General features: G+C 70.3%; 15 protein-coding genes. 8 read left to right on the top strand and 7 right to left on the bottom strand.

Going from position 1 to position 16,356, the window contains the following annotated elements; all coding sequences use genetic code 11:
* Nucleotides 1-8 precede the first annotated feature (8 nt).
* The 5 genes from CCR87_RS12300 (at nucleotide 9) to CCR87_RS12280 (ending at nucleotide 4,850) form a co-directional block, all read left to right on the top strand.
* Entirely contained in the window at nucleotides 9-176 is a 168-nt protein-coding gene (locus CCR87_RS12300; protein WP_201157821.1) for a DUF2256 domain-containing protein, read from the top strand.
* Between the two features lie 102 nt (nucleotides 177-278).
* Nucleotides 279-1,340, top strand: coding sequence for a tRNA preQ1(34) S-adenosylmethionine ribosyltransferase-isomerase QueA (gene queA, locus CCR87_RS12295; protein WP_201157820.1), 1,062 nt, complete (start codon nucleotides 279-281; stop codon nucleotides 1,338-1,340).
* 72 nt (nucleotides 1,341-1,412) lie between these two features.
* Complete coding sequence (locus CCR87_RS12290; RefSeq protein ID WP_201157819.1) at nucleotides 1,413-2,663, top strand: MFS transporter; 1,251 nt, start codon at nucleotides 1,413-1,415, stop codon at nucleotides 2,661-2,663.
* A gap of 81 nt (nucleotides 2,664-2,744) precedes the next feature.
* Nucleotides 2,745-3,386: a DUF924 family protein gene (locus tag CCR87_RS12285; RefSeq protein ID WP_201157818.1), complete on the top strand. Its 642-nt coding sequence runs from the start codon at nucleotides 2,745-2,747 to the stop codon at nucleotides 3,384-3,386.
* A 75-nt stretch (nucleotides 3,387-3,461) separates the two neighbouring features.
* The gene (locus CCR87_RS12280) at nucleotides 3,462-4,850 is read left to right on the top strand and encodes a class II 3-deoxy-7-phosphoheptulonate synthase (RefSeq protein ID WP_242511992.1); all 1,389 of its coding nucleotides are present in this window, start codon (nucleotides 3,462-3,464) and stop codon (nucleotides 4,848-4,850) included.
* A 26-nt stretch (nucleotides 4,851-4,876) separates the two neighbouring features.
* On the opposite strand, the gene CCR87_RS12275 is transcribed toward CCR87_RS12280, so the two are convergent.
* Nucleotides 4,877-5,131, bottom strand: coding sequence for a hypothetical protein (locus CCR87_RS12275; protein ID WP_201157816.1), 255 nt, complete (start codon nucleotides 5,129-5,131; stop codon nucleotides 4,877-4,879).
* A 404-nt stretch (nucleotides 5,132-5,535) separates the two neighbouring features.
* Complete coding sequence (locus tag CCR87_RS17550) at nucleotides 5,536-5,754, bottom strand: hypothetical protein (protein WP_207186631.1); 219 nt, start codon at nucleotides 5,752-5,754, stop codon at nucleotides 5,536-5,538.
* Between the two features lie 137 nt (nucleotides 5,755-5,891).
* On the opposite strand from CCR87_RS17550, the gene CCR87_RS12265 reads away from it, so the two are divergent.
* Complete coding sequence (locus CCR87_RS12265) at nucleotides 5,892-7,817, top strand: ice-binding family protein (protein WP_201157814.1); 1,926 nt, start codon at nucleotides 5,892-5,894, stop codon at nucleotides 7,815-7,817.
* A gap of 171 nt (nucleotides 7,818-7,988) precedes the next feature.
* Here CCR87_RS12265 and CCR87_RS12260 read toward each other — a convergent pair whose 3' ends face one another.
* The 4 genes from CCR87_RS12260 to CCR87_RS12245 form a co-directional block, all read right to left on the bottom strand.
* Nucleotides 7,989-8,480 (bottom strand): DoxX family protein, encoded by a 492-nt coding sequence (locus tag CCR87_RS12260; RefSeq protein ID WP_201157813.1) that lies wholly within the window; start codon nucleotides 8,478-8,480, stop codon nucleotides 7,989-7,991.
* Nucleotides 8,477-9,226: an HvfC/BufC N-terminal domain-containing protein gene (locus CCR87_RS12255; RefSeq protein WP_201157812.1), complete on the bottom strand. Its 750-nt coding sequence runs from the start codon at nucleotides 9,224-9,226 to the stop codon at nucleotides 8,477-8,479. Before CCR87_RS12255 ends, CCR87_RS12260 begins: the two co-directional genes overlap by 4 nt.
* Entirely contained in the window at nucleotides 9,216-10,061 is an 846-nt protein-coding gene (bufB, locus tag CCR87_RS12250) for an MNIO family bufferin maturase (RefSeq protein WP_201157811.1), read from the bottom strand. Before bufB ends, CCR87_RS12255 begins: the two co-directional genes overlap by 11 nt.
* Before the next feature lie 72 nt (nucleotides 10,062-10,133).
* Entirely contained in the window at nucleotides 10,134-10,445 is a 312-nt protein-coding gene (locus CCR87_RS12245; RefSeq protein WP_201157810.1) for a BufA1 family periplasmic bufferin-type metallophore, read from the bottom strand.
* A gap of 94 nt (nucleotides 10,446-10,539) precedes the next feature.
* Here CCR87_RS12245 and CCR87_RS12240 point away from each other — a divergent pair, with 94 nt between their 5' ends.
* The gene (locus CCR87_RS12240) at nucleotides 10,540-11,160 is read left to right on the top strand and encodes a sigma-70 family RNA polymerase sigma factor (RefSeq protein ID WP_420850173.1); all 621 of its coding nucleotides are present in this window, start codon (nucleotides 10,540-10,542) and stop codon (nucleotides 11,158-11,160) included.
* Complete coding sequence (locus CCR87_RS12235; protein ID WP_201157808.1) at nucleotides 11,157-11,789, top strand: NrsF family protein; 633 nt, start codon at nucleotides 11,157-11,159, stop codon at nucleotides 11,787-11,789. The genes CCR87_RS12240 and CCR87_RS12235 overlap by 4 nt, the downstream gene beginning before the upstream one ends.
* 1,910 nt (nucleotides 11,790-13,699) lie before the next feature.
* On the opposite strand, the gene CCR87_RS12230 is transcribed toward CCR87_RS12235, so the two are convergent.
* On the bottom strand, nucleotides 13,700-15,376 hold the full coding sequence (locus CCR87_RS12230; protein ID WP_201157807.1) for a BCCT family transporter: 1,677 nt from the start codon (nucleotides 15,374-15,376) through the stop codon (nucleotides 13,700-13,702).
* Nucleotides 15,377-16,356: the final 980 nt, after the last annotated feature.

The raw sequence follows: 16,356 nt of genomic DNA, 5'->3' as shown, positions 1-16,356 counted from the left end.
GATTTCCAATGCCCCGCGGCGTGCGCAAGGCGGATCTGCCGACCAAGGTCTGCGCCACCTGCGGGCGCCCCTTCAGCTGGCGCAAGAAATGGGCCCGCGTGTGGGACGAGGTGCGCTACTGCTCCGACCGCTGCCGCCGCGACCGCCCTGCTGGCCCGCCCGCGCCGGGGGCATGACCACCGCGCGGGTTTGTCATCGTTCGCGGGCGCAACCCGGCTTGACGGCGCGGCGGGTGGGGCGCATCTGCGCGGATCGCGCGACGGCGAGGGGCGGGGACCATGCGGCTTGAGGATTTCGATTTCGACCTGCCCGAGGACCGCATCGCGGTGCGCCCGGTGCGCCCGCGCAGTGCCGCGCGCCTTCTGGTCGTGGCCGAGGGGCTGCGCGATGCGCATGTGTATGACCTGCCCGACCTGCTGCAACCCGGTGATCGGCTGGTGTTCAACGACACCCGGGTGATTCCCGCCCGGCTGGAGGGGGTGCGCCACCGCCCGACCGCGCCCGGTGCGCGCATCGACGTCACGCTGATGGAGCCGCTGGCGCAGGGCGGCTGGTCCGCGCTGGCGCGGCCGCTGAAGAAACTTTCGCCCGGCGATACCGTTCACTTCGCCGCCGGGCTGACGGCGCGGGTCACGGCCCGCCACGCCGACCGTGTCGATCTGGCCTTCGACCGCGACGGCGCGGCGTTCGAGGCCGCGCTGGCCGACGCCGGCGCCATGCCCCTGCCGCCCTACATCGCCGCGAAACGCGCGCCCGACGCGCAGGACCGCGAGGACTACCAGACCATCTTTGCCCGCGCCCCCGGCGCCGTCGCGGCCCCGACGGCGGCGCTGCATTTCGATGCCGCGCTGATGGATCGGCTGGCGGCGCGCGGGATCGCCACCACCGCCGTCACGCTGCATGTCGGCGCGGGCACCTTTCTGCCGGTCAAGGTGGATGACGTCACCACCCATCGCATGCACGCCGAACGCGGGACCCTGTCGGAGGTCGCGGCGGCCGAGCTGAACGCCACCCGCGCCGCGGGCGGGCGCATCATCCCCGTGGGCACCACCGCCCTGCGCCTGCTGGAGACCGCCGCCACCCCTGAAGGTCGCTTTGCCGCATGGGAGGGGGCGACGGATATCTTCATCTATCCCGGGTATCGGTTCCGCGCGGCGGATGCGCTGATGACGAACTTCCATTTGCCGCGCTCCACGCTGATGATGCTGGTGTCGGCGCTGGTGGGGCGGGATGTGGTGCTGGAGGCCTATGCCCATGCGGTGGCGGCGGGGTACCGGTTCTTTTCCTATGGCGATGCGTCGCTGCTGATCCCGCAGCGCACCGGCCCAAGCGTGGGCTGAAGCGTCGCAAACCGACCACGGCGCGGCGCCGCGCCGTGGCATGACAGACATACGGCTGGCACGAGGGACGTGATGTTGCAGGTTCTCGGCTCCACCTGGGCGCTTTTGCTCGGCATGGGGCTTTTGATGGTCGGAAACGGGGTGCAGGGCACGCTTCTGGGCGTGCGCGGCGCGATCGAGGGGTTTTCGACCTTCGAGATGTCGGTGGTGATGTCGGCCTATTTCCTGGGCTTCCTGGGCGGCTCGCGGCTGGCGCCGGAGCTGATCCGGCGGGTCGGCCATGTGCGGGTGTTCGCCGCGCTCGGCTCGCTGATCTCGGCGGTGCTGCTGATCTATGCGGTGATCCCCGACTGGATCGTCTGGACGCTGTTGCGGGTGCTGATCGGGTTCTGTTTCTCGGGCGTCTATGTCACGGCCGAAAGCTGGCTGAACAACGCGGCCTCCAACGAGAACCGGGGCAAGGCGCTGTCGCTCTACATGATCGTGCAGATGGTTGGGATCATCGCGGCGCAGGCGCTGATGAACCTGGCCGATCCGGCGGGGTTCATGCTGTTCGTGATTCCCTCGGTGCTGGTGTCGTTCGCCTTTGCGCCGATCCTTCTGTCGGTGGCGCCCGCGCCGGTGTTCGACACCACCAAGGCCATGAGCCTGCGCACGCTCTATGTCTCGTCCCCGCTGGGCACGGTGGGGATGTTCCTGATGGGGGGCGTGTTTGCCGCATTCTTCGGCATGGCGTCGGTCTGGGGGACGCTGGCAGGGCTGTCGGTGTTCGAGATCTCGCTGTTCGTGGCGGCGATCTTCGGGGGCGGGCTGGTGCTGCAATACCCGCTGGGGTGGATTTCCGACCGCATGGACCGGCGCAAGCTGATCGGCATCGCGGCGGCGGTCTGTGCGGGGGTGGCGCTGGTCGCCTTCCTGACCGAGCCGGGGCTGTCGGGGATGCTGGTGATCGGGTTCCTCATCGGGGGCATTTCCAACCCGCTCTATGCGCTGCTGCTGGCGCATACCGGCGATTTCCTGGAGCGTGAGGACATGGCCGCTGCTTCGGGTGGGCTGTTGTTCGTCAACGGCCTCGGGGCGGTATCCGGCCCGCTGGTGGCGGGCTGGCTGATGGGGGTGCTCGGCCCCGAGGGATTCTTTCTCCAGATCGCGGTTCTGACGGGGCTGGTCGCGGCCTATGCCGCGTGGCGCATGACCCGCCGCCCCGCCCCCACGGTCGAGCAGACGGCGCCCTTCACCGCCGTCATGCCCGCGGCCTCGGCGGTGGCGGCGGGTGCCGCCGCCGAAACCGGGATGGAGGATACCGATCCCGTCCCTGCCTGAACGGCGCCCGCGGTCGGGTTGTCCGGTCTGGACAGCCCGCCCCGCCCCATGTCAGGCTTGTTCCCAAGGAGGATACGACCCATGCCCGCCACCGCCGCCACCGTGCAGACCGCGCCGGCCTCCGTGCCCGCGCAGATCGACGCCGCCGACGAGGCCGCCCACGATATCCTCGCCTTCTGGATCGACGAGGTCGGTCCGGAAGGCTGGTACTCGGCCGATCCCGACATCGACGCCGCCATCCGCGACCGATGGGAGGATCTGTGGAAACGTGCCCGCTGCGGCCTGCTGGAGCACTGGCTGGCCAGCCCGCGCGGTGCGTTGGCCTACATCATCCTGACGGACCAGTTCCCGCGCAACATGTTCCGCGATGACGCCCGCGCCTTTGCCACCGACGCCCATGCGCTGAACGCCGCGATCAAGATGATCTGGCGGCGCTGGGACATGCGCCTGCCCGAGCCGGAGCGGCAGTTCTTCTACCTGCCGCTGATGCACTCCGAAAGCCAGTCCGACCAGGACCGCTGCGTCCGGCTGATGATCACCCGGATGCCCGACACCGGCTTCGAGAACCTGTTGCACGCCCGCGCCCACCGCGAGGTGATCCGCCGCTTCGGCCGCTTCCCGCATCGCAACGGCGTGCTGTCGCGGCCCTGTACCACCGCCGAAACCCGCTTTCTGGACGATGGCGGTTACGGTGCCGTGGTGCGTGCGCTGCGCGCGGCGTGACCTTCGCGGCATTGCCGGTTTGCAAGCACGCCCGCCGACGCCTATAACGCGGGCGGTGTGCGAAGGGCTGCGAGGATGACCATGGGCATGGATACGGCGGGCGGCTGGGACAAGGCGGGTTGGCGCGACCGGCCCCGGGTGCAGATGCCCGACTATCCCGATGCGGACCAGCTGACGGCCGTGGAGGCGCAGCTTGCCCGCTTCCCGCCGCTGGTCTTTGCCGGCGAGGTGCGCCGCCTGCGCACCCAGCTCGCCGCCGCCAGCCGGGGCGAGGCGTTCCTGCTCCAGGGCGGTGACTGCGCCGAAAGCTTCGCGGAATTCTCGGCCGACAACATCCGCGACACCTTCAAGGTGCTGTTGCAGATGGCCGTCGTGCTGACCTTCGGCGCCAAGGTTCCGGTGATCAAGGTCGGCCGCATGGCGGGCCAGTTCGCCAAGCCCCGCTCCGCCCCGACCGAGGTCATCGACGGGGTCGAGCTGCCCTCCTATCGCGGCGACATCATCAACGGCTTCGACGCCACGGCGCAGGCCCGCACCCCCGATCCCGCGCGGATGCTGCAGGCCTATACCCAGGCTGCCGCCTCGCTGAACCTGTTGCGCGCGTTTTCCACCGGCGGGTTTGCCGACATGCACCGCGTCCACGCCTGGACGCTGGGCTTTGCCGAGGGCGACAAGGCCGAGCGCTACCGCGCGCTGTCCGACCGCATCTCGGATGCGCTGTCGTTCATGGAGGCCGCGGGCATCACCGGCGAGACCGCGCATGAGCTGAAGGCGGTCGACTTCTATACCTCCCACGAGGCGCTGTTGCTGGAGTACGAGCAGGCGCTGGCACGGATCGATTCGACCACCGGCCTGCCGGTGGCGGGCTCTGGCCACATGCTGTGGATCGGCGACCGCACCCGCCAGCCCGATGGCGCGCATGTCGAATTCTGCCGCGGCGTGCAGAACCCCATCGGCCTGAAGTGCGGCCCCACGCTGGACGGCGCCGACCTCAAGACCCTGATCGCGCGCCTCAACCCCGACAACGCGCCCGGTCGGCTGACCCTGATCACCCGCTTCGGCGCCGGCAAGGTGGCCGAGCATCTGCCCCGCCTGATCCGCGCGGTGCGCGAGGAAGGCGCCCATGTGACCTGGGTCTGCGATCCCATGCACGGCAACACGATCAAGGCCGCCTCGGGCTTCAAGACCCGTCCCTTCGATCTGGTCCTGCGCGAGGTGCGCGAGTTCTTCGCCGTCCACAAGTCCGAGGGCACCATCCCCGGCGGCGTCCACTTCGAGATGACCGGCCAGGACGTCACCGAATGCACCGGCGGCGTGCGCGCGGTCACCGAGGAAAACCTCTGCGACCGCTACCACACCGCCTGCGATCCGCGCCTCAACGCCAGCCAGTCCCTCGAACTGGCCTTTCTTGTGGCCGAGGAGCTGTCGGACCGTCGCGCCGACCTCGCCGCCCGCACCGGCTGACCGCCAGCCGACGGGCGCGGGGACCCTCAGCGGGCCGCAAGGGCCGCCATGCGGCGGCGGGTATCGGCATCAATCAGGACCCGCGCGCGCAGGGCCGCCGCCCGGCGTTCCAGCATGGCCGCTCGCACCCCGAGGGGGGCCGCCGCCTCGGGGGCCGTGGGCGACGGCAGCAGCGTCTCCAGCGGGACGAGGCGCGGAAAGTCGTCGGCCGCCACAGGCAGGCAGGCCAGCGCAAGCCACAGATGTCCCACGAGGATCGCAGATGTGATGCGGCGCGGCATTGCAGGTCTCCCCTGTGGCGGCGGGCGGTCCAGGGGCATGATCCGCCCGCCCGCGCTCGGGCACAGGGTGGCCGACCCCGCGCGGCGCGTCAACGCGCGCACGGTCGGGGACGCCCCCCGCGCGCCATCGCAGGCCCCGGCCATGGCGCCCGGATGGGGCGGCGGCGCTGTTCTTGCGTGTTCGGCGACATGCCCGTGCGCGGCTGATCCGGTCCACGCTCAGGGCGGCGGGGCTGGTGTGGAACGGCCGGCAAGGTCGCGCCCGTTCGCGGGGGGGGCGGCGCCGAAATCCGACCCCTCCCTGCGGTTGGGCGGCGGCTTCTGCCATCGCTGCAGATGGCGGAGGCGCGAACGGGGCTGGTATCCGTGGAGACGGTCGGGAAGATTCGCCGTGACCCCCTGGTTCACGGCAGGAGCATCAAGCCGATCTGCCGGGTAAGCCATCGCGGCGCCATCGGTTCGGGCCCGGTGGCGAACGGCATCAGGTCCACTTGGGTCTTGCCGGTGCCGCTGGGGCCAAGGCCGATGACGCGCTCGCGCCGGTCGATCCAGTCGCAGCGGGTGCGTTTGAGCACCTGCGTCCCGCCGATCTGCGGGACCGCACTCCCCCGCAGGGCACTCACCCATCGGCACAACCCCGCCGTGAAGCTGACGCAGATCAGTATGGCTGCGCTGAAGCCCCTTATGCTGCGGTGGTGTCAGCCTGCGCCCCCCTCATCCCGCGTCCGACGGGCGCCCTGCATGTAGAATTGGTCCCCAGATGTCCCGATCCCTTCGCCTCGGCCTGCGTTCGGCCCTCGTCGCGCTCCCGCTGAGCCTCGTCGTGGGCGGCGGCGCCGCCGCGCAGGATCTGAGCGATTTCGGCGTCGTGGCCGGCCAGTCGCTGACCAACACCGGGCCCACGATCATCACCGGGGACATCGCGGTCAGCCCGGGCACGTCCTACACCGGGTCGGGCAGCGTGGTGCACACGGGCACCGCGTATCTCGGCGATGCGGTGGCGGCACGGATCCAGGACGATCTGACGACGCTGTATCTGGCGCTGGCCGGGCGCAGCACGTCGACCTTTGGCGATCTGACGGGGCAGGATCTGGGCGGCCGGACGCTTGCGCCGGGGGTCTACAACTTCGACACCTCGGCGATGATCTCGGCGGGCCGGACGCTGACGCTGGATGCGGGGGGCGATCCCAACGCCGTCTTCATCTTCAACGTCGGATCGACGCTGACGGCCGAAAGCGGCGCGGCGATGGTGCTCGAGAACGGCGCGCAGGGCGGCAACGTGTTCTTCCGGGTTGGCAGTTCGGCGACGCTGGATACCTCCTCGGCGCTGGTGGGGCAGATCGTGGCGCTGACGAGCATCTCGATGAACGACACCGCCGGGCTGGGCTGCGGCGCCGCTTATGCCCGCAACGGGTCGGTGACGCTGATCAACAACACCATCGGGGTCTGCGTCCTCGCGGCGCCCGGCATCGGGGATGTGGTGGACGTCGCCGACCTGACGGAGCCGGAGCTGGCCGTGGTCGAGGCGCTGGGCGCGCTCGTGGCCGCCGGCGGCCAGATCCCCATCGCATTCGCCATCCTCGCGGCCACCCAGACGCCCGAGGAGCTTGCGCTGAGCCTTGCGCAACTGCCTGGGCAGGTCGCGACCGGCGTGGCGCCGATGGGCCTGCAATCGATGGACGATTTTCTGGACGCGGTCGTGGGTTCGGGGCGCAGGCCGCGCGTGGCCGCCGTGTCGCCGCGCGATCCGGGGGTTCCGATCGGCATGGTCCGGGCCGACAGCATCTACACCGGCAAGCATGGCCCGGCGACGGCCCCGCTGTCGTTTTCAACCTCCCTCGCCGTGCAGCCCGGCCAGTGGGATGTCTGGGCGTCGGCCTATGGCTCGCGCGCCGTGATCGACGGGAACGCGCGCCGCGGCTGGCAGAAGCTGACCTCGGAGAACAGGGGCCTTGCCCTGGGGCTGAACCACGCGGTCAGCCCCAACACGGAGATCGGCATCGCCCTGTCGTTGAATGACGCGGATTTCGAGCTGGGCAACGGCTTCGGCTCCGGCACCGCCGAGACGGTCATGGTGGCGGTTCGGGCGCGGACCTCGATGGACGCCTGGTATGTGGAGGGCGCGCTTGCCCACGGGCGCAGCGACATCACGACCGAGCGGGTGGTGACGATTGCCGGCGTGGACCGCCTCGTGGGCGAAACCGACGCCACCAACACCGCCGCGCATCTGGAGGCGGGCTACCACATGGGCCCGATCACGCCATTTGCGGGGCTGCGCGCGCAGTCCTTCACCATGGACCCGTATTCCGAGACCGCGGCCTCGGGCACCTCCAGCTATGCGCTGCGCTACGGGAAACACACCACCACCTCGCTGCGCAGCGAGCTGGGGCTGGACATGGCCTGGTCCGGCAACAACGACATGGGCGGGACGACCGGCCTCGGGCTGCGGATCGCCTGGGCGCGTGAACTCGCCTCGAACGATCCGGGCGGGCGGTCCTTCGTGACCATTCCCGGCGCGACCTTCCGGACCACGGGGGCGGCGGCGAACCGGGACTCCGTGCTTGTGGCCGCGACGGCGTCGGTGACGGCGTCCAACGGCTTCCATGTCGGCGCCTCGATCAATGCGCAGTATTCGGGCCGCGCCCGCGACGTGGGCGGATCGATCGTGATCGGCCACCGCTGGTAGGGCGGTGGCCTGACCGTCGGAATGGCTTGCCCCACGCCGGGGCGAGGACCGCCCCGCGCGCCCGTTCGAAGCCTGAGCCCGGGTCGACCCGACGGCACGGGCCGATTGCCCCGCTCCGAGGCGGTCCGGCAGCGGGCAAGGCGCAAAGCGCCGCGGCGTGGGCTGCGCGGATCACGGCTGCCGCCTGCCCCGGTCGAGGCCGAAAAGATGGTCGAGGGAGAGGCGGCCGGGGCCTTGGGCCACGACCACGAGGAGTGCGACGGCCCAGAGACCATGGGTGACCCAGGCGCCAGGAAAGACGAAGATCTGGATCACGGCGGTCATGATCAGCAGGCCCAGCGCCGAAAGGCGGGACATCAGGCCGAGGACCAGCAGCACCGGCAGGATGTGCTCGGCGATGGTGGCAAGCACGGCGGCCCAGGCGGGCGGGATGAGTGGCAGGGCATAGACATGCTCGAACAGGAAGAAGGTCTGCTCCTTGATCGAGAAACCCTCGACCTTGGTGCGGGCGGACTGCCAGAAGACCATGGCCGGGAAGACCCGCGCGGCAAGTGCGATCAGATCATGGGGGACCAGCCCGCCGAGGGTGTTGAGGCGTCGGCCCAGCTGTCGCGCGCGGGCGGCGGTGCCCGGGCGTGGGGTGGTTTCGGTCACCTGGCTCATGGCGTGTCTCCGGTCAGGGGGGCAGTGATCAGCCCGTGGCGCAGCAGCAGTGTCAGGGCGATTGTGGGATCGGCATGTTCTGCGGCGCGGGCGAGGGTCTCGCCCCGGGCCAGCGCGCTCAGCACCGCATGCGTGCCGACATCGACCGGCGCCACCACGACGGTGAAGTCGGGTTGCCGGCCGACCAGGGCATGCTCGGGCCCCGGCGGCAGCGGGCCGCGGGCGGCGCCGGGCTGATGAGCCCGCCAGATCGACACCGCCGGGTGGTCCGAGCGGTAGAGCGCCACCGAGGCGTGAAGGCGGAGCCGCAGCACTTCGGGGTCGGGAACGCCGAGGAGGTCGGCAGATGCGGCCGGAGCGTCGGCGGCATGGACCGCCCGGCCGCGGGCCCATTCCAGCCGGGCGACATCCCCCAGCCAGGGCAGATGCGCGACCGGGGGAAAGCGGTCGAGGAAGCCGGGAAAGGCCGCGCCCCAGTCCTGCAGAACGGGGCTTGCGGGCGGCGCCTCGGCGATGAAGACGCGGGCCATGGCGGTCAGGAACGCAGGCCCCACCAGCGCCGCGACCACCGGAAAATGTGCGGCCAGCGCCCGGGACAGGCTGTGGTGGACGTTGTTGCGATAGACGGCAAAACGGCGGGACACCTCGTCCGGCGCCGGGGCGGTCAGCCCCTGGGGCGGATCGGGACGCCAGAGCGCGGCGTGGAAACCGGCCTGCGTGGCGGCGTGGGCGGAATCAGGCGGCATCGGCCCGGCCTCGCGTTTCCAGCAGGGCGCGCGCCCGGTCGGCTTCGGCCCGCAGCACCGCGAAGGGCGGCACATCGCTGTCCCATTCGATCAGCGTGGGGCGCGGGCCGATGCGGGACAGCACCTCGGCATAGAGGCTCCAGACCGGATCGGCCACCGCCCGCCCGTGGCTGTCGATCAGCAGCGGCCCCGAGGGCAGCTCCTCGGTGTCGTGACCGGCGAGATGGATCTCGCCCACCGCCTCCAGCGGAAAGGCCGCGAGATAGGCGCGGGGGTCGAAGCGGTGGTTGGTGGCCGAGACGAAGACGTTGTTCACGTCCAGCAGCAGCCCGCAGCCGGTGCGGCGGACCACCTCGGCCAGGAAGTCGGTCTCGGCCCAGGTGGAGGCGGCAAAGGTCACATAGGTCGCGGGGTTCTCCAGCAGCATCCGCAGCCCCAGCGCCTGCTGCACCGCGTCGACATGGGCGCAGACGGTCGCCAGCGTCCCGGTGGTGTAGGGCAGCGGCAGCAGGTCGTTGAGCCAGGCCGCGCCGTGGCTGGACCACGCCAGGTGCTCCGAGAAACTCTCGGGCCGGTGACGGTCGATCAGACGCCGCAGACGGGCCAGGTGATCGGCATCGAGGGGCCCCGCGCCGCCGATCGACAGCCCGACGCCATGGATCGACAGCGCGTGCCCCGCATGCAGATGCGCCAGCATCGCGTGCGGTGCCCCGCCATCGCCCATGAAGTTCTCGGCATGGACCTCGTAGAAACCGACCGCGCCGGGGGCGGCGGCGATGTCGCGGAAATGCTCGGGCTTGAATCCCAGTCCGGTGGTGACGGGCAACGACGGCATGCGGCGGCTCCTTTCCAGGTCGTGCGGGTCGGGGGACGGGGCGGGCGCCATTGCCCGCCCCTCGGGGTGCGCTCAGGCGGGCGGCAGGTCGCGGTCGAGTTCCTCCAGCGCGCCCATGCGCCCGGTGCCGTCGGCCATCGCCGGCAGGTCGATGGTCTCGCAGGTGCCGGCCGGCACCAGCGTCCAGGCGTTGCCCTGGTAATCCACCGTCGAGGTGCCCGAGCAGGTCGTGCCCGGCCCCGCCGCGCAGTCGTTTTGCCCGGCGAGAGAGACGCCGAAGCACTTCTCCATGGTGGCGCCCTGGGCGTGGGCCTGCGCGCCGGCCAGCGACAGGGCGGCGGCCACAGAGGCGGCGAGCGGCAGGGCGAGGTGTTTGGTGGTCATGGATCCGGTCTCCCGTTGGCGGGCCGCGGGGTTGCGGTCCCGAAAGGCTGGTCGGCGCGGAGCGGGCGCGTGTTACCGCCCTCACGCGGACGTGATGCAAAAGCGGTGTGGCGCAGATGCGGGACCAGGGCGTAACGTTTCCGCACGGCATCCCGAACGGAAGGACAGGACCCTGACACGCGCCCCGCCATGGGAGGATCTGATGCGCGCGGCCAACCGCGGCGATGCCGCCGCCTATCGCGAGCTTCTGCAGGCGATCACGCCGGTGTTGCGGGGCGTGGTGCGCGCCCGCGGTCGCATGCTGGGGCCCGAGGGCTGCGAGGATGTGCTGCAGGAGGTTCTGCTGGCCGTTCACATGAAGCGCCAGACCTGGCGCGAGGACGCGCCCCTGCGCCCGTGGCTCTATGCCATCGCGCGGCACAAGACGGCCGACGCCTTCCGCGCCCGCGGCCACCGCATCGACCTGCCGATCGAGGCGTTTTCCGAGGCTCTGCCCGCGCAGGACATCCCCGACCCGACGCAGGCCGGCGACATGGAGAAGGTGCTGGCGCGGCTGGACCCGCGCGCGGCCGACATCGTCCGCGGCTTCGGGATGCGTGGCGAGACGGTTGCCGAAACCGCCGCCCGCCTCCAGATGACCGAGGGCGCGGTGCGCGTGGCACTGCACCGGGCGTTGAAGGCCGTCGCCCGGCTGCGCGAAAGGATGATGGAATGAAGACCGACGACCTCCTCGCCGCACTCGCCGCCGACACCCGGCCGGGCCCGGGCGTCGCGCAACGGCTGTCGCGTGCACTGCCCGGGGCGATGGTCGTCGCGGCGGTCGTCTTCGCGCTGGGCTGGGGCGTGCGGCAGGACCTCGTGGCGGCAATGACCTCGCCCGCCGCGCTGAAACCGCTCGTGCCGCTCGCACTCGCCGGGCTTGCCGGCACGCTGGCCCTGACCCTGTCGCGGCCCGAGGCGCGGGGCGGTCGCACCGCCACCGCCCTTTGGGTCTTCGCCGTGGTCCTGATCGCAGCCTTCGGCGCCGCCCTCGCCGCGGGCGGCCTGTCCGGGCTGATGACCGACCTCTTCACCCCGAGCCTGATCACCTGCCTCGCCAGCATTCCCGCGCTGGCACTCCCTCTCCTCGCCGCCACCCTCTGGGCCCTCTCCGCCGGCGCCCCCCGCCGCCCGGCCCTGACTGGCGCGCTCGGCGGCCTCGCCGCCGGCAGCCTCGCCGCCTCCCTCTACGCGCTCTACTGCGACCAGGACACGGCGCTCTTCGTCCTCCCCGCCTACGCTTCCGCAATCGGGATCGTCACCCTGACCGGGACGGTACTCGGGACCCGCACACTGGCCTGGTGATCGTTCCGGCGGTGCCGCGTCGTCAAACCAGAACGGTCGCCTCCGGGGCGCACCCCGTCGCCACCGAGAACGCCCCCCGAGGCATGATCCCCATGATTGGCCGCGTGGCGGACCGGCCCAGCGTCCACTTCGGGCCGGACATGTTGGCGCATTTGAAGGACCCGGTCCCGACAGCGCGGCATGAGCCCTCATGTCGTCGCCGTCCCAGTCCCCGCATCCCGAGACACCGGCTGTGTCCCCGACGGCTCTCTGGTCGCGTTGGTCAAGGGCTGATCTCGCTGCGCTTCATCCTGCGTGCCGGGCTCCGAGGGTCTCTCCGAGGGTCACCGCGCGGGCGCCACATGTCGGCGTTCAGGGGGGGTGGATCAATGTGATGCGCGCGGTCGATGCCGCCTACGGGGGCGCGATCCTACCCTCGCCGTGCGTCCCGGCTGGACGCATTCCGCCACCCTGGCCTTGCGCGGTCCGCGTCCCGCGGCAATCGCCCTGGCCCAGTCCCTCAAGCGTGGGGCACCGAGGGTCCGGCAGAAGATGGTTCGCGGCCTCGAACAGGCCCGTCCGGGTGAACCTGTCGCCCCGCTTGAACACTCGCCCGATCCGGCTGATCCCGCCGCACTCGGAGCGTCGGGGCGTCACCCCGGGGCTGCCAGACCGCGCGATCTGTCCGTCGGTCGCATCGACGACGCTTTCCGGGATGCCGGCGCAGTCGTGCAGGCATGGAGCAGGCGGAGGCTGCCCGGCCGGCCTGGAGCGGCGCCGATGTCATGGGTCTTGATCGGCTGGCAGCTGAGGCGTTGACCGCTGCCGCCGAGGCGCGGGCGGCGCTGAAGCCGACCGGACTGCCCCCGGACCTGCCACTCGATGGTTTGGCGCTCGTGGGCGCGGTTCTGGGCACCGCGGCGCATGCACCCGCCGTACCGTGCGAGGCGGCCGTGCGGAGAGTCGCGGCAGGTCCAGCGACAGTTGACTCCACGCGTGCCCGGACCGCGCAGCTGCAGGCCAACATGGCGCGCTTCGCCGATATGCCGGAGCGCCCCGAGCAACGTGACTGGCCGGACCGGCTGGACGCCCTCGTCCACCCCTGTCGGTCGGACGGGCTCAAGACCGCGGACATGCAGGCCGAGCGTGCGGCCTTCGGCAACTGCCCCGCGCATTGCGGAAGGATCCGCGCGGTCCGCCGCCGACACCTTGGCGCGCGCACGCGCTGCCGAGGGGGGGCTGGTTCGCGGACCCTGACCGCCAGGTCATCGCCCTCTCTCGCGATCTGGCGCGGGCTGAAATTCCTGCCGGATCGTTCCCGCCCATGGGTGTCACCACCGGCTCGACCTCGCGCTTGTCCGGGATGGGCCTCGTGCGGCGCGTTGCCCCACAGTCAAGCCCCAGGGTGACGCCGCGGGATTGCGTCGTCCCGGCGGGCAAGGCGCTGAAGGGGCTGGCGCCCCGCTGGTTGATGTCCCCGCAGGCGGTGTCCAACAGCCTGCCCAGGCACGACGGGCTCAGTGATCTGATCATCGTCGACGCGGCATCGCGGATGACGCCGGAGACCGCTGTCGGCGCCCTTGCCCGCGCAAACCAGTCCGTCATCGTTGGCGCCGCAACCCAGCTGCCGCCGACGACATCCTTGCAACGCATGGTTGCCGATGGTGATGGCGACGGCGTTGTCGAGAAGTCCGTGCCGGACCTCGCCAATGCCACCTTTCGGCCGCGTCGTCGGCTGCGCTGGCATTGCCGATCGCGTCATGCCGGGCCGATCTTCAGCGCGCTGGCGCGGAGTGACTCCCGAGCCGGTGACACAGCGCGCCGCTCGGTGCAGGGCCACCGGGTCCGGCCATCGGCGAGGCGCCGGTGGCCGGGCTGGCGCGCAGGCCCGGGGGGCACCGCGCGTGGGCACCCGGACCCGCGCGGCCGGGTCAGCCGCCGGTCGTCGCAGGGCCTTGGCGCTGATCCGTGGCCGTCGCCGCTTCGCCGGTCTCTTCGTCGAACTCGCTCAGGGCGGGGCGCTGGCCAATGGTGATGTGGTCGATGTCCTCGGCTGCAAACCCGCGGATCAGGGCAGGGATCATCATGAACACCAGGAGGAAGATCGGCAGGCCCACCACGGTGATCACCTCCTGCAGGGCGGTGAGACCGGCCTCGCCGGCGAGCAGGATCAACGTCGCGGCGATCATGCCCTCGGCCGCGCCCCAGAACACCCGCTGGCGCACCGGGCCGGCCTCGGCGGTGCCCGAGCACATCATGTCCACCACCAGCGACGCGGAGTCCGAGGAGGTCGCGAAGAAGATCGCCACCACCAGGATCGCGATGCCCTGAATCAGCGGCGCCCAGGGCAGCTCGGCGAACAGCGCGAACATCGCCAGCGGTATGGATTCGGACACCGCGTCGCTGATGGCGCCCGCCCCGTCGCCCATGGCCGCGCGCGCGCCCTCTCCCAGGCCATCGATGGCGATCGCCTGCCAGCCGAAGATCGCGAACCAGATCACCGTGAACAGCGACGGCGCCAGCAGCACACCGAAGACGAACTCGCGGATCGTGCGCCCGCGTGAGATGCGCGCCACGAACAGCCCGATGAATGGCGACCAGGTCACCGTCCAGGCCCAGTAGAAGACGGTCCAGTCGCCCTGCCAGCCCCAGCCGTTCGTGTCCATCTCGCCGCCGTGGAGCATGTCGTTCCAGAACGCCAGCCGGGGCAGGTTCGCGAGATAGAGCCCGAACGTCTCCACGATCCCGCGCAGCAGGAACAGCGTCGATCCGGTGATCAGCACGAACACCAGCAGGCCCACCGCCATGCCGATGTTGACGTTCGACAGAACCTTGACCCCCTTGTCGAGCCCGGCGACGATCGAGATGGTCGCCACCACCGTCAGCGTGCCGATGATGGCCAGCCGCAGCAGGGTGTCGTCGGCCCAGCCCAGCAGTTCGGACAGCCCTGCCGCGACCTGCGACGAGCCGAGGCCCAGCGACACCGCCACCCCGAACAGCGTGCCCAGGATCGCCACGATGTCGATGGCCTTGCCGATGGGCCCGTGGATGCCCTCGCGCAGCAGCGGATAGAACACCGAACTGACCCGCACCGGCAGGTCATAGCGGTTGATGAAATACGCAAACGCCAGCCCCGGCAGCGCAAAGATGGTCCAGGTGTGCAGCGCCAGATGGTACAGTGAAATCGAAACCGCATCCTGCGCAGCCTGCACCGTGAAGGGCTCGACCCCCGGCAGCGGCGGGGTCTGGTAATGGCTGATCGGCTCGGCCACGCCCCAGAACATCAGGACCGTGCCGATGCCGCCGGCGAACAGCATCGTGAACCACGACAGGTTGGAGTATTCGGGCCGGGATTTCCGCGGGCCAAGCCGGATATGCCCGTGGCGCGACATCGCCGCATAGACCAGAAAGCCCAGCCAGACATTCACGCCCAGGATGAAGAACCATCCAAGGTTCGTGACGATCCAGGTCCGCCCCTCGGCAAAGGCGGTTCCGATGGGTCCGGGGGCCAACACCAGCAGTACGACGAATATCAGACTGAGCCCGGCGGAGACGAAGAAAATGGTGGGATCGACCCGAAGTCCAAGCCATCTCGCCAGTGTCTTCATGCCATTGCCCCCATTCTGGCCCAATGCAAAACGCACGAGTTCCGATCTGGTTCCCGTCCCGCCGGAAGACGCCCCTCGCAGCGCCAGTACCGGGCCGCGGTGACCGCCTGTCTGCGGTTGCGGGCCAATGCCGCTTTCCAGCCCGCACCTCCAGGGGCCACGCTGCCCCCCCCGAGGGGCGCTCGCATCGTCCTGCTGACCCCGCAGGGAAATGCGCGGTTCGACCGCGCGGTCTGCCGTAGGTTTTGCCCCCAGGGGGCTTCGGCTGAGCGATCACAAGCCCCCCATGGACTGCCATGCATGTCCGTGGGGGGGCATGGCCTCCCCTCCCGGGGTCGATGGGACGGCAGGAGGGCGTGTACAGCCCACATTCCCCAAGCAGGCTGCCGTCGGAACACAAGGCCGGCTGACGTTGTCCCGGATCACGCGGTTTTCGCCCCCAAGTAGCGTCTGCGGGGGCGCGATCACCCCGGATCAGGCGGATCGAGGCGGCGAAGCCATGCCCTGCTGGGGTGATGGTCCTGTTCTTCGGCGCCACAGGCTGAGATGTCGGGGCGGTTTCGTGGCCTTTGGGTCTGGATCGCGGTCACGCAGGTCACGACAGCCATGCGTGCCGAACGTAGGATTTTTGCGCAGGCTCGTATCAGGAAATTGGTCCTGGAGCTCAGTATCGCCGCCAACGCCCGCCCACATCGAGCGCGCCAGTGCATATCCGTTCTCGGAGAGGATGCGGTCTAAGCGGCTGATCGGTTGACACACGCAAATCATGTTACAGTGTCGCAATCCATCGACCTGCCCTAAACTTGGCCGGCACAAGGCATTGATGATGTGACCGCCCCCGACGGCATCGATAGATTGAGCAACCCGAGGTCTGGAAATTTTGCTGAGAGCGGGTCAGGCATCCTGGCATTCCCACTTGATGTAGGCCTTGGTGTCTGAGGCCCATTTTTCATCGATCTCGACGAGGATGGCGCTGACCA

The organism is Rhodobaculum claviforme, from assembly GCF_016653255.1.
Lineage (GTDB): Bacteria > Pseudomonadota > Alphaproteobacteria > Rhodobacterales > Rhodobacteraceae > Rhodobaculum > Rhodobaculum claviforme.
The sequence above is the reverse complement of the archived record's forward strand: the minus strand, read 5'-3'. Positions and strand labels throughout refer to the sequence as shown.